This is a genomic window from Candidatus Thioglobus sp. NP1, from assembly GCF_003326015.1.
GTDB classification, from domain to species: domain Bacteria; phylum Pseudomonadota; class Gammaproteobacteria; order PS1; family Pseudothioglobaceae; genus Pseudothioglobus; species Pseudothioglobus singularis_A.
This window is the reverse complement of the sequence record NZ_CP023860.1, coordinates 911,657-925,377: the sequence shown is the minus strand read 5'-3', so window position 1 is coordinate 925,377 and position 13,721 is coordinate 911,657. Positions and strand designations below refer to the sequence as shown.

At 37.6% G+C, this 13,721-nt stretch carries 10 protein-coding genes; 1 reads left to right on the top strand and 9 read right to left on the bottom strand.

Annotated features, from left to right (window positions below; all coding sequences use genetic code 11):
- The first annotated feature begins 21 nt into the window (after positions 1 to 21).
- Positions 22 to 1,188, top strand: coding sequence for an aromatic ring-hydroxylating oxygenase subunit alpha (locus CRN91_RS04765; RefSeq protein ID WP_114115299.1), 1,167 nt, complete (start codon positions 22 to 24; stop codon positions 1,186 to 1,188).
- A gap of 6 nt (positions 1,189 to 1,194) precedes the next feature.
- Here CRN91_RS04765 and CRN91_RS04760 read toward each other — a convergent pair whose 3' ends face one another.
- From CRN91_RS04760 to CRN91_RS04720, 9 genes are all read right to left on the bottom strand, one after another.
- The gene (locus CRN91_RS04760; protein WP_114115298.1) at positions 1,195 to 3,606 is read right to left on the bottom strand and encodes an ABC transporter permease; all 2,412 of its coding nucleotides are present in this window, start codon (positions 3,604 to 3,606) and stop codon (positions 1,195 to 1,197) included.
- An 18-nt stretch (positions 3,607 to 3,624) separates the two neighbouring features.
- Positions 3,625 to 4,686 (bottom strand): quaternary amine ABC transporter ATP-binding protein, encoded by a 1,062-nt coding sequence (locus CRN91_RS04755; RefSeq protein WP_114115297.1) that lies wholly within the window; start codon positions 4,684 to 4,686, stop codon positions 3,625 to 3,627.
- Positions 4,687 to 4,888: 202 nt separating this feature from the next.
- Complete coding sequence (locus CRN91_RS04750; protein ID WP_114115296.1) at positions 4,889 to 5,830, bottom strand: ABC transporter substrate-binding protein; 942 nt, start codon at positions 5,828 to 5,830, stop codon at positions 4,889 to 4,891.
- A gap of 169 nt (positions 5,831 to 5,999) precedes the next feature.
- Positions 6,000 to 8,300 carry a trimethylamine N-oxide demethylase gene (locus CRN91_RS04745; protein ID WP_114115295.1) on the bottom strand — a complete coding sequence of 767 codons (2,301 nt, stop codon included), beginning with the start codon at positions 8,298 to 8,300 and terminating at the stop codon, positions 6,000 to 6,002.
- Between the two features lie 202 nt (positions 8,301 to 8,502).
- Positions 8,503 to 8,889 (bottom strand): hypothetical protein, encoded by a 387-nt coding sequence (locus CRN91_RS04740; protein WP_114115294.1) that lies wholly within the window; start codon positions 8,887 to 8,889, stop codon positions 8,503 to 8,505.
- Positions 8,890 to 8,903: 14 nt separating this feature from the next.
- Positions 8,904 to 10,241: an FMN-binding glutamate synthase family protein gene (locus CRN91_RS04735; protein ID WP_114115293.1), complete on the bottom strand. Its 1,338-nt coding sequence runs from the start codon at positions 10,239 to 10,241 to the stop codon at positions 8,904 to 8,906.
- Positions 10,242 to 10,277: 36 nt separating this feature from the next.
- Positions 10,278 to 11,120 carry a GltB/FmdC/FwdC-like GXGXG domain-containing protein gene (locus tag CRN91_RS04730; RefSeq protein WP_114115292.1) on the bottom strand — a complete coding sequence of 281 codons (843 nt, stop codon included), beginning with the start codon at positions 11,118 to 11,120 and terminating at the stop codon, positions 10,278 to 10,280.
- The gene (locus CRN91_RS04725; protein ID WP_114115291.1) at positions 11,108 to 12,046 is read right to left on the bottom strand and encodes a class II glutamine amidotransferase domain-containing protein; all 939 of its coding nucleotides are present in this window, start codon (positions 12,044 to 12,046) and stop codon (positions 11,108 to 11,110) included. The genes CRN91_RS04730 and CRN91_RS04725 overlap by 13 nt, the downstream gene beginning before the upstream one ends.
- Before the next feature lie 72 nt (positions 12,047 to 12,118).
- The gene (locus CRN91_RS04720) at positions 12,119 to 13,597 is read right to left on the bottom strand and encodes a glutamine synthetase family protein (protein ID WP_114115290.1); all 1,479 of its coding nucleotides are present in this window, start codon (positions 13,595 to 13,597) and stop codon (positions 12,119 to 12,121) included.
- Positions 13,598 to 13,721 lie beyond the last annotated feature (124 nt).

Here is a 13,721-nt window from a genome sequence, read left to right as displayed (position 1 = left end):
GTTTTTTCTGTTAATTTTTTTATGGCAACGACTCCACACAGCAATCTTGATTCAGTTTTAACATCAACAGCTATGGCTAAAGGTCTTCCTAATGAGCACTATATAAGTGATGCCGTTTTTGATGAGGAAAAAAAAGCAATCCTATTTAACAACTGGTCAGCCATTGGATTTGGAAAAGATATTCCTAATACAGGCGATATAAAACCTATGAGTTTTGTAGATATGCCATTATTAATGGCTCGTGATGAGAATAATAATATTAATGTTTTCCAAAATACCTGTCGGCATCGAGGAATGATTTTAATAGAAGAACCGAAAAATCTATCAGGACTAATTACTTGTCCATATCATAGCTGGTGCTATAACCTTAAAGGTGAATTATGCGCCACACCAATGGTAGGTGGAACTGATATTAATACCCATAAAGCAATAAAAAATGATGAGCTAGGACTCTTTAAAATAAAATCCGCTGTCTGGCAAGATATTATCTTTGTCAACATCTCTAATAATGCTCAAGAATTTACTGATTATGCAGCCAAAACAATTGAGAGATGGTCTGAATTTGATAAACCAATTTATCATGGTGGTGAAACATCTTCGTTCACTCTAAATCTTAATACTAACTGGAAGCTAGCTGTTGAGAACTATTGTGAGAGCTATCACTTACCCTGGGTTCATCCTGAGCTAAATATTACTTCAAGTGTTGAGGATCACTACCATATTGAAGAGCCAGGTTTCTTTTCAGGACAAGGCTCATATGTTTACAACCAAATCAAAAGTGAAGATGGATCAGTATTCCCTGATTTTGAAGGTCTATCTAATAAATGGGATCAAGCCAGTGAGTATATAGCTCTCTATCCCAATGTGCTTTTAGGAACTCATAGAGATCATTTTTTCTCAATAATTATTGAACCTATTGCAACTAATAAAACAGTTGAACATGTTTCACTTTATTACGCCAAGAAACCAGAAGAAATGCCAGAATTAAAACCACTTATTGATTCCAATGCTCTCTTTTGGAAAACCGTTTTTAGTGAAGATATTGGTGTTGTAGAGGGTATGCAAAGAGGCAGAAAAGGAATCATGTTTGATGGTGGTAAATTCTCACCAACTATGGATAGCGCAACGCATTGTTTTCATCGTTGGATTGCAAATCATATTAAAAACTTTAGATCCTTAGAAAATTAGTTTTTTTTAATCTATGCCTAATAATTTTCTTCTTTGTTTAGCCCAAGTTTGAATAAGATGATCTACTGCCAGTCCAATAAATGCAACACAGAGTCCCAACAACAATCCATTACCAATTCCTTGTTTATCAGATAAAGCCTTCAAGATAAACTGACCTAAATCATCTGTTCCAATCATTGCTCCAATGATGACCATAAATAGGGCAAAAACAACCGTTTGATTAAGACCTAACATAATATGAGGTAATGCTAGAGGCATCTCTATTTTAAGCCACCTCTGCATTCGGTTAACACCTGACATTGAACCAGCATCTTGAAGTGCTTGTGGAACGCTTGTGAGGCCCTCAACTGTGTAGCGTGTTGCTGGAATAGTTGCATATACAATAACAGCAATTAATACAGAGGTATCAGTCACTCCAAAAAGCATAATTACAGGTATTAAGTAAATAAAAGAAGGAAATGTTTGGAAAGTATCACAAACTAATAAAATAACTTTACTAGCTATCTTACTTCGAGCACAAAGCGAGCCAACAGTTATTCCAATTAAACCAGACACAAGAACGCCAAAGCTTGCCATATAGGCAGTAATAAGAGCTCTCTCCCACCATTGAAGAAGAGCAATTACTAATAAAAAGCCGCCAACTACCAACGCAGATCTGATTCCACCAATAATATAGCCAATGCCCATTACAAGGGTAAAGGTTGCTATAACTGGCATCGAGAGGTAAGCCGTCTTCATTGGAATAAGGACACCCTGAATTAACCAAGTATTAAACCCCTGCAACGAAAAGAAAAAAGTATCCCAAATCCAGTCAACACCCGACTGCCAGAAGAGTTGAGATGTGTAACCCTTGTTGTGAGGAATCATATATAGATAATTGATTCCATCCTTAAACAAAAACGTACCAAGATATGCCAATAAAATTCCAACAAACAAAATCACAAGAAAAGAGAATGAATATTTATGGCGTTGAAGAAAAGGAAGGTCAGCAAAATAATCAGTTTGCTTATCAGCCCATGCTAGAGAAAGTTTATCTAAAAATACCGCGATAAGTACAATGCAAATACCAAGCTCTAAAGCTTGGCCTATTTTTAGCTGATTTAGGGCAAGAAGAAGGTTAAAGCCTAAACCTTTTGCGCCAATAAAGGAGGCAATTACTGCCATCGCAAGGCACTGCATAATTACCTGGTTTACGCCAATCAGAATATCTCTTCTAGCTGAGGGAATTAAAACTTTAGACATCAGTTGATAGTTATTACAGCCGCTCATCATCCCCGCATCAAGAACTTCAGGAGAAACCTTTTTTAAGCCAAGAAGTGTCAGCCTGATCATTGGGGGTGTAGCAAATATAATAGTTGCTATAGCGCCTGCATGATCACCTACACCAAAGAAAACCATTACTGGAACAAGATAAGAGAAATGGGGCATTGTCTGTGCTACGTTTAGCAGAGGCATTAAGACTGTTTCAGTTGTTTTACTCTTATAGGCCCAAACGCCAAGACTTAGACCCAAAATAAAAGATATTGGAGCAGCAACTAGAACAAATGAGAGTGTTTCCATGGAAGGCTCCCACTGTCCAAAAACACTGATATATATGGTAGAAAAGGCAGCCAATATTGCCAAACCTCTTCCACTTAAATAATAGCCAATCATAATTGCTGAAGCCGAAACAACAGTCCAAGGAAGTCCAGGCCAAACTGCCCATTCATTAGCATCAGACCACTCCCAGCTTGTAAAGGCAACAATTGTTTTAATTCCACCCAATAAGATCTCACGAATAAACTCAATAGCAAAGAGAATAGACCGAGAAAAACCTCTAGTTATCTCCTTAATCATTGCAGAATCGTCATAATCTTCAATCTCTGGATCGTAAATTTCAACCGGCCACCATTCGTACATTACAAATTCTGCGGAATCATTAATGATTTGGTTCATTGACCAAAAACTACTTGTAGTGATGTCATCAAAAAACCAATTCATTAGTGTTGGTAGGATTAAAAAGCCAACAATAATTCCGGCAGGGATATAGACAAACAACTTTGTCCAGTTTTGTTTAAACCAGACAATTGGAACATCTCTAGTCACCTTAGTAGTCAAAAGAAAGTTTTTAAATAGTAAGCCAAGAATAGTCAAGAGAGCTATGATTTTAAATACTAATGAAGTATCAGTAACTGGATTAAAAAAGTTTAATTCTGGAAGTCTTACTAATTGAGGTGGGAGTTGACCACTAAGAAGCATTCTAAATGACTCCGAAAAACCAACTATGGCATCGATTTCTCCCGAATTAACTTTATTAGCAAAACCATCACGTAACAAAATAATATCGTGATATTCTCCTGTCATTGACATAAGAATAAAAAATACAATTAAAACAATAACAAATTGCAGTAGCTTAGGGTTATTTTTTAAAAATTCCATAGTCAGTTTATCTAGATATTATGATTTAGAGCGATCACCAAAAAGGACATGAATAATAGTTGAGCAATTTAAAACACCAACTATATTATTATTTTCATCTAATACAGCTACTGGCTTTTGTTCACTTAGCACTTCTTCCGCAACAGTTTCAATAATTGCGTCTTTAGAAACCTGAAGTTTACTTAACTCTTCATCAGTGCTACCCACAGGATCCATTACTGACTCAATCTTTAGAACCTTTTCTCTAGGAACTTCTTCAGTAAACTTACGAACATATTCAGTTGCGGGATTTAAAACAATATTAGCTGGAGTATCTAATTGCTCAATAATACCATCCTTCATAATTGCAATCCTATCAGCAAGTCTTAGGGCTTCATCAAAATCATGGGTAACAAATAAAATTGTTTTATTAAGAACACCCTGTAGCCTCAAAAATTCATCTTGCATTTCTTTACGAATCAGAGGATCTAAAGCCGAAAATGGCTCATCTAAGAACCAAATATCTGGCTCTACGGCTAATGATCGAGCAATCCCAACTCGCTGCTGCTGACCACCAGAAAGCTCTCTAGGGAAGTAGTTTTCACGACCTGTAAGACCAACAAGCTCCACCATCTCCATCGCTCTTTTCATACTGTCATCAGTACTACTTCCCTTAACTTGAAGAGGGAAGGCAATATTTTCTAAAACAGTTTTATGGGGCAACAATGCAAAGCTTTGGAACACCATTCCCATTTTATTTCTTCTTAGCTCAATAAGCTCTTTCGAGTTTAATGCAAGCAAGTCTTCACCATCAATGTATATATTTCCAGCAGTTGTATCTGTTAGCCTTGAGATACATCTAAGTAGCGTAGATTTACCTGAGCCTGAAAGACCCATGACAACCAGCATCTCTCCTTCATATACCTCAAATGAGGCACTGTTTACACCAACTACGCAGCCAGCATCTTGAAATTCTTGAGCATCAACCCTACCGTTAGCTTCTTGCAATAATTTTTTTGCATTATCACCGAAAATTTTATAGACTGAGTCACACTTGATGACTGGTTGTTTACTGTGGATAGAATTTTCTTTAATTGTCATATAAAAGTTCCAAAATTGATTTAAATCTTATAACTGTAGTATACAAAAAAATACCTTCTTTCTGAAAGTTATTAGTAGGTAATTCTAACTAAAGTTTTTTTAAAGGACATAATAAATCTCCCCTAGCTGAAAAAGCCTAGGGGAGAGATTTAAATTACTAATAAACTTCTTAAAAAATAAAGAAGTCTAAGCTATATAAGCCTTATTTAAATGCTGAAACAACATCCTGATTAGCAGCAAGCCATGCAGCTGCAGCATCTTGGTGGCTCATGCCATCAACGTCAACAAGTGCGGCCATTTGACCAATATGAGTTGTTGTGAAAGACATCTTTGAGAAAGCTGTATAAGCAGCTGGATGTGTCTTAGGGAACTTATAGTTAGCCGCTTTTTTCAACCAACCTTTTGGAGATCCACAAGCACCATCACCACCATCAACAACTCTACAACCATCGTAGTACTCAGGGAATTCAATGAATGCAAATCCATCAGCATCTGTAAAGTTTGGAGTCCAGTTAAAGACAATTGTTCCTCGTCCTTCTTTCTTAGCAGCAGCTAAATCAGCCCATAATGCATCTGCACCACCAGCAAACTTAACCATATAGTCATCACCAAGACCTAACGCAGCAATACGCTCTGGCATAAGGTTACCATGCCAACTTTGTGGTCCTTCTAACCAACGACCTTTACCACCTGAGTCTGCAGTAACAAAGACATCTTTACAGTCTTTTAGTGCTTCCCAGTTTGGAAGTCCTGGACATAGGTTTTCGTCCACAACCCATTGTGGAACACCCATCTCTTCAAGGGTCATTGCTGCATGGTTACCTGCATCGACAATTCCACCTTTTTCCATTGCATTATAGAAAGACGCACCAAATGCTGACTGCCATACTTCATGTGAAATAGTTACGTCTCCATTACGGATAGCTTCATATACTGCTTGTGAGTCAGCAGGAACATATTCTACATTGTTACCCATGCTCTCAAAAATACCACCAATAACATATGCCATAACAACTTGGCTTGACCAGTTATGTGTAGGAATGACAATTGGCTTCGAAGAGTCAGCAGCAAGTGCTTGACCAGATACAGAAGCTAAAGTCATCGTTAAAGCAGCTGCAGCTACCTTACTTGTAAACTTATTCATTTATTTCTCCTTTAAAGTTAAATTAAATATTTATTAAAGTAAATAACTATAAAAAATATTTAACTTTGAAAATAGTTTCCTTTAAACAAATATCGTTAAAAAAAAACCATGCTTACATTCTTAAAAATTCATCATACTTTTTAAGATTGTTCCGAACCCACAGACAAACTTACATTCTTACCCTTGTCTTTTCAGGGTCATAAAATGGAAACCGGACCACTGAAGCAGCTAGTCTCTTATGATGTCCATCTAATTTACCTATTTCAACTTCAGTACCTATTTCTGATTCTGAGATTGAAATTCTACAAAGTGCAATGTTTTTTTTCAAAATTGGCGAACGTGTTGCACTTGTAATAATTCCTATTTGTTGCTTGCCAATATACACGCCATCGCCATGGAGTGCAACTTCATTACCACTTAATTCTAGTCCAACAAGAACCCTTTGTGGTGAATTCTTCCTTAAAATCAAAGACTCCTTGCCAGAAAAATCCTCTTCCTTTGTTTTAAGGGGAACTGTAAATGCTATTCCTGCTTCAAATGGATCGGTTTGATCGCAAAATTCATAGCCTGCGAAAATCAAACCTGCTTCAATTCTTAGCATATCCAACGCATTAAGACCAAGTGGACAAATGCCAAATTCTTCTCCAGCTTCTGCAACAGCGTCCCATACAGATTCACAGTCCCTTGGATGTGCAAAAACCTCAAAGCCAAGCTCACCAGAGTAACCAGTTCTTGATACCATTACAGGAATGCCGAACTCTCCTCCAATACGTCCAATTGTAAAACGAAACCATTTTAGATCTTCAAGATTTGTTTGCAGCTTTGGTGTCCAAATTATTTTGGCTAATGTTTCACGACTTTTCGGTCCTTGGACAGCAACATTATGAAGTTGGTCTGTAGATGATTTGACACGCACATCTAGATTACGATCATCTGCAATTTTTCTTAATAGCTTACCACTATCCTCTGAACCACCAATCCAACGAAAATTATTCTCATCAAGTCGGAATAGAGTGCCATCATCAACCATGCAGCCATTGTCATAACACATTGCGGAATAAACTACTTGGCCAACTGCAAGTTTTCGAACATCTTTTGTTATCGCATATTGCATCAAAGCCTCAGCATCCTCACCATATACTTCAAATTTCCTAAGAGGAGCAAGATCGATCATTGCAACCCCTTCTCGGCATTGCCAGTACTCTTTTATGGCACCTAGATTGGTATAATCAAGTGGGAGCCAATAACCATTATAGTTGTCAAAGTTTTTAGTCAACTTCGATGTATTTTTATGAAAGCCAGTTTCTTTAGTCATAGTAGGTATTGATTGTGGGTCCGGTCTAAATGCCGTTGCCGATGAAAAATTATTTGTTTTGTCGTAAATCCTAACATGAATATCAGTTGGATTCCAACCATTAGCTGAAGTGGTGTCATCAGGACATGCTGATGAAACGCATACTAGATCATCCATTGCCCTAAATAAAACATAATCTCCTGGCCTTGACCAAGAAAGATCTGAAGTAAGTGAATGGCACTCTTCTATTGCAGTGTTAAAGAAAAGATTAACAGCAGCCCAATTTTTTCTTGGTTTAACGCCATATTCAGCCAGAGATTTATTGAAATTATCAGTACAACTTATATGGCCAGGAAATCCACGATCATCATAATACTTTGAGTTACAAGCCAACCCAAAAGTATCATGCCGACAAACAGTATCTTGAATAATCTCCACCAAAGGAACTGAGTTCTGATTATAAAATTTGTCATGAGTGCCAGGTGCAGGATAGCTTGCAAGCATTTGTGATCTTGTAACTGTTGGATCGAGACTTAACTCTAAATTATTTTTTAAATCCTCTGCGATAAATGCTTGAAAATCGGAGCATTGACGCCCTTCAACGTCAATAATTTGAATGAACTCGCCAGCTTCAACTTTATAAGCAACTGCTGAACTATCATTAACTCTAATTTCACTTTTAGATTTAGCAAGAGGCTCTGGAAGTCTTTCAGAAGGCTTTGAGGGATTCGCGCGAGAAACATTAATTAATATTTCAGTTGGAGAGTTTTGTTTATCAACAAGCATAGGCCCTCCCTTTGCATCAAAAATGCATAATATGTCCTTATCTATTGCAAACGATTGACTAGATTCTGCAGGATTAGATATAGAAAAAAGCTCAGTACTACTAAGATTTTTAGCTTTAATCTTATTATGATTAAGAATTGCTTTAAGCATTTCTGAACAATCGTCTGAAATTATATTGGATAGGTTACTGCTTGGACTTGAGTTCCAGCTTAAAGACTCTAATACGGAAGACTTCATAGCATCAAAGGCGAGAACACTACATTGTTGATCACCCTCTACATCAACAACTTCTACAGAATCTCCACTTTTTAAATCAATAGAAACAGCCTCTCCACCATGAATCTGGTAGGTCTCACAATTACCATTATATTTAATATTGGATACTTTCATTCAATAATTCTTATCTATCATAAGCTTGATTATACTGCAGTTAAAATATAGTTCAATTTGATTAATTTAACCGAAAAGTTATCTTTTTAACTAAATCTATTGATAGTTTAAACAGCACCCTAGGGGGTAGGATGCCGCTAAACTAAGGAAATAATAAGAAAGTTTTAAACGTTCTTATAAGCCCTAAAATCACTTACCGCCATTAAAACTTTCGGTAAGCGTTATTTAAATCAACCATAGGGTGATTTTCAGACATTTGAAACTTTACTAGTAATTCACGAGCAATCATATCTCGCTCCTGTTGATTATCAGGAAGTTTAATATTATCTGGAATAGTGACCCAACCATTAATATTTCTATCAAAAACAGCAGCTTGATCCCCCTCATAACCCATATGAATATCTTCTAACCAGTTAAGATCTTTCCAGCCCATTTTGTCAATATATTTTTGCAAAAAGGGAGTTATAAATTTAAGGTCAGGAACTAGGTTTACATCATATCGATAACCGATATGCTGACCAATCATTTGTTCACGATCAGTATCTAAACCATCAGCGCCAACTACAAACTCTTCTTCATTAGTACTCATAATTTCTCCTATTCTTAAAAGCGTGTCATATCTGGACGACCAACCGTATGCTGAGAACCTGCAATAGGAACTTGAGCACAAGCAGAGGCTTCCATAGTTAAAGCAGCCAAATCTTCTGGCTCTAGAGAGTGAATATTAGTCTTACCACATGCACGAGCCATCATTTGAGTTTCAATAGCTAATGTATGTAAGAAGTTATATACTCTTTCTGATGCTTCATCTGGATCAAGACGCTTTCTAAGCTCTGGATCTTGCGTCGCAACACCTACTGGACAACGACCAGTATGACAGTGATAACATTCACCAGCATTAACACCCATTTCTGCTGGATAATCAGCTTCAGGAATGTCTCTATTACAGTTAAGCGCCATAAGCGATGAGTGACCAATAGCAACGGCATCAGCGCCAAGTGCAACAGCTTTTGCAACGTCACCACCATTTCGAATTCCACCAGCATAAACTAGAGAAATTCTTCCAGTCATTCCTACATCATCAATTGCATTTCGTGCTTGACGAATTGCAGCAATACCAGGGACGCCAGTTTCTTCTGTTGCAATGTGAGGTCCAGCAGCAGTTCCACCTTCCATGCCATCAATATATATGCTATCACAGCCTGTTTTAGCAGCCATTCGAACATCATCGTATACACGTGCAGCACCTAGTTTCAATTGAATCGGAATTTGGCCATCAGTTGCTTCACGAATTTCTTCAATTTTAAGAGCTAAATCATCTGGTCCAAGCCAGTCTGGGTGTCTTGCAGGGGAACGCTGGTCGATACCAGCAGGCAAAGAACGCATTTCTGCAACTTGATCGGTCACTTTTTGACCCATTAAGTGCCCACCTAGGCCAACCTTACAACCTTGTCCAATAAAAAATTCAACACTATCAGCAAGACGTAAATGCTGAGGATTAAATCCATAACGAGACTGGATACATTGGTAGAACCACTTACTAGAATAGCGTCTCTCATCTGGAATCATTCCACCTTCACCTGAGCAAGTAGCTGTTCCAGCCATAGTAGCGCCACGAGCTAAAGCAGTTTTAGCTTCATAACTTAACGCTCCAAAGCTCATACCAGTAATATAAATTGGAATATCTAGCTCTAATGGTCTTGGAGCTTCTGGCCCAATAATAGTTTTGGTCAAACATTTCTCTCTATAACCTTCAATAACAAAACGCGTTAGCGTTCCTGGCATAAAAGTAAGGTCATCCCAAGTTGGAATTTTCTTAAATAAAGAGAAACCTCTCATTCTATATCTACCCAAATCAGATTTGATATGAATATCGTCCATCACTGATTTAGGGAAGATGAAACTTTTACCTAGTCTATGTTTTTGATCTGAATCACTCATAATATTTCCTTTAGTTTAATTTGTTAAAAAGTACGATTAAAGAATTAGTTTTTTCTCGTTAGGCTCAAGACTTGCATAGTTCCATAACATCTTGCCTGAAACATACTTTTTCATCTTTTCTACACCTTTAGGAGTTTTAATACCATAAATAGCTAACTTCTCTGATAAATAACGAATATCAAGCTCTGTCATTTCACCAGGAACACAATCCACCCCTAGCTCTTCAACTTCACCACCAACATAAATAGTGCCGTCATACATTGAATCACCTAAGTTCATTCCAGCATCACCACAAATAATCATTCTGCCACGCTGCATCATAAAGCCTGAAAATGCACCAGTCTTACCACCAATGATTATTGTTCCACCTTTTTGGTCAATTCCAGTTCGAGCGCCAACATCACCTTTACAGACTAAGTCACCACCTCGAATAGCAGCACCAAATGTAGAGCCAGCATTTTTATCAATCACAACCGTTCCAGACATCATATTTTCTGCACATGACCAACCAACTCGCCCTTTAATATGAACGTTAGGTCCATCAATCAAACCACAACCAAAATAGCCTAGACTATCTGTAAAGGTAAGATTAAGACGATTTAATATCCCAACTCCAACACCATGTCTTGACATAGGATTATCAACTGTAATGTCGCCAATGCCTTTTTCCATTAACTCTCTGATTTCACGATTAATTTCTCTTGGCGTCATGTCAAGCGCATCAATCGTTGCAGTTTTACTGGTATCAACTTCGTGAGAATGAAAATAAGTTAAATTTTCACTTTCATCAATAGCAAAAAATCGCTGTTGAGTTCTTCCTTTTAACTGCTCATCATGAAGACCCATCTCCTGAGCCGTTTCTTTTTTTAGTTCTGCCATACTTTTACCTCTCCGTGATATGGGTCAAATGTTTCAATTCGATGATCAAACAAAGTTCTAATTGCTACTTCCTCTGAAGCAAGCGCAATCATATCGTCACTCTCATAAACAACCATTGGTTTAGCAGCCATAACGTCTTTGGCCATTCCAAGTTGATCTTTTGTAGCTACTAAATAGGTGAAAACACCATCTAAATATTCAACAGAATCCTTCATAGCAGTTTCAAGATCTGAGCCTTGACTCATTCTATCTGCAATATAAACTGCAATTAATTCGGAGTCACAGTTTGAAGAAAAACGATGACCTTTAAGCTCTAAAGCACGTCTATTTGTCCAATAGTTTGTCAACTGCCCATTATGAACAACAGCAACATCACTAAAAGGATATGCCCAGTAAGGGTGAGCAGAACGAATATCTACGTCTGACTCAGTTGCCATCCTTGTGTGTCCAATCGCATGAGTACCATTAAAATTATCAAGACCATACTGTTTTGATACAACCGAAGCATCACCAAGATCCTTAATCAATTCAAGTGAGTTTCCTATTGATAAGATTTCAACACCTTCAATATCCTCAACAAAGTCAGCTAACTTTTTCATGTCACCTGAAAATTGAATCTCATAGCGATGAGAGTACTCGTTTGCACTATCTTTTTTTACAACCTTAGCACCAAGATCTGTAAGACGAGAATTGACTAACTTAATCCTCTCTTCAATCTGAGCATGGATATCAAAACTACCTTCTAGTTCTGCTCCCTCTGCAACCTTAAATCTTACAACCTGATTACCATTATCTTCACCATAAACAGCGTAGCCCGTTGAGTCTGGCCCTCTATGTTTTAAGGCTTGAAGCATCGATGTCATTTGTCCACCAATGTTTTCATCTTTGCTAGCATTTCTATGAATAATACCTGCTATTCCGCACATAAACTAATCTCCCTTTACTAAAAATTGCCCACCTAAAGGTGGGCATTCCAAAAAAACCTAAATGAAGCTAGCCTATGGCAAGCAATCCAAATACGTACTTGTATCCCAGTCTGTAACTGTGGCATTAAATTTTTCCCATTCATCAGTCTTATAATGATGAAAAACCTTATACATCTCATTTGGCATAGATGATTTAATAACATCGTCATTATCAAGCTCATTAAGAGCCTCACCAAGAGACATAGGAAGTTTAGTAACTTGTTTACCCGCTTCCATTGCTTCGTAGATATTGCGCTCTTCAGGCTCTCCAGCTTCAAGATTATTATCAATACCATCACCCATTGCCTTTAGAAGTGCAGAACCCATTAAATATGGATTAACCATTGAGTCTACCGAGCGGTACTCAAAGCGACCAGGAGCAGACACACGAAGTGCACAAGTTCTATTTTGATAACCCCAATCTGCAAAAATTGGCGCCCAAAAACCGGTATCCCATAAACGACGATATGAATTAACCGTTGAAGAGCCAATTGAAGTCAAAGCTGGTAAATGTTTAATTACACCACCAATTGATTGAAGCCCAATTGGACCTGGCATTTTTTCATCTATTGATGGATCAGGCATAAATGTATTTTCACCACCTTCTTTATAGGTAAAGCACCCAGGCATTCCTGGAAGTTCACCATCACCAGTGGCAATTTCTGGATGAAAGACATCCTTACCACCTTTCCATAAAGACATATTGTGGTGACAGCCTGAAGCTGATACACCCATAAAAGGTTTACTCATAAAACAAGCAAGTAACCCAAACTCACGAGCAACTTGAGCACAAATTTGACGGTAAGTTGTTAGACGGTCTGCATTTCTGAGTACATCATCAAACTGCGTATTAAGCTCTAATTGTCCTGGAGCATCTTCATGATCGCCTTGAATAATATCAAGTCCCATTTGCTCAGAATATTCAATAACTTTCATAAAGACAGGTCGTAACTCTTCAAACTGATCAATATGGTAACAGTTTGGTTTTGTAACACCACCATCTGTTCCACCATTTTCGCCACGCTTTAGCCACATCATTTCAGGCTCTGTTCCACAACGCATATCAAGTCCATACTGATCTTGGAATTCTTTATGTTGTCTATAAAGGTTACCTCGACAATCTGATGTCAAAGCTTGTCCTGGGTTTTCGCGCTCTTCGCGATTTCTATATAGTCGACAAAAAACACGGGCTACTCTCTTATCCCATGGAAGCTGACAAAAAGTATCAGGATCTGGAATACCAACAAGCTCTGAAGATTCTGGTCCGTAACCAATATAATCGCCATGACGATCAACAAATAGATTTGCAGTTGATCCGTAAACTAATTGAAAGCCTTTTTCAGCTAATCTTTCCCAATGTCTTGCAGGAATACCCTTACCAACAATACGACCAGTGACTGATACAAATTGATAATATACATATGTAACACCCAACGCTTCGATCTTATCTTTAACTTGTTTTACAAGCTTATCGCGTCCAGGTTCATTAACGTGAAGTTCTAAATCTGTCATTTAATCTCTCCGAAAAAAATAAAAAAATCTTTTTTAAAGATTTGCCCCCTATATGACTTTGTTCTGCTTTATTATGAAATCAAAAACAAAAAAAGCACATTAGTAAATTTATTGCTATACAAAA

Excerpts from the sequence above, each read along its gene's own strand:
- CRN91_RS04730 (WP_114115292.1), bottom strand. The coding sequence starts at position 11,120 with ATGGCAGAACTAAAAAAAGAAACGGCTCAGGAGATGGGTCTTCATGAT.
- CRN91_RS04760 (WP_114115298.1), bottom strand. The coding sequence starts at position 3,606 with ATGGAATTTTTAAAAAATAACCCTAAGCTACTGCAATTTGTTATTGTT.
- CRN91_RS04765 (WP_114115299.1), top strand. The coding sequence starts at position 22 with ATGGCAACGACTCCACACAGCAATCTTGATTCAGTTTTAACATCAACA.
- CRN91_RS04725 (WP_114115291.1), bottom strand. The coding sequence starts at position 12,046 with ATGTGCGGAATAGCAGGTATTATTCATAGAAATGCTAGCAAAGATGAA.
- CRN91_RS04745 (WP_114115295.1), bottom strand. The coding sequence starts at position 8,300 with ATGAAAGTATCCAATATTAAATATAATGGTAATTGTGAGACCTACCAG.
- CRN91_RS04750 (WP_114115296.1), bottom strand. The coding sequence starts at position 5,830 with ATGAATAAGTTTACAAGTAAGGTAGCTGCAGCTGCTTTAACGATGACT.
- CRN91_RS04720 (WP_114115290.1), bottom strand. The coding sequence starts at position 13,597 with ATGACAGATTTAGAACTTCACGTTAATGAACCTGGACGCGATAAGCTT.
- CRN91_RS04755 (WP_114115297.1), bottom strand. The coding sequence starts at position 4,686 with ATGACAATTAAAGAAAATTCTATCCACAGTAAACAACCAGTCATCAAG.
- CRN91_RS04735 (WP_114115293.1), bottom strand. The coding sequence starts at position 10,241 with ATGAGTGATTCAGATCAAAAACATAGACTAGGTAAAAGTTTCATCTTC.
- CRN91_RS04740 (WP_114115294.1), bottom strand. The coding sequence starts at position 8,889 with ATGAGTACTAATGAAGAAGAGTTTGTAGTTGGCGCTGATGGTTTAGAT.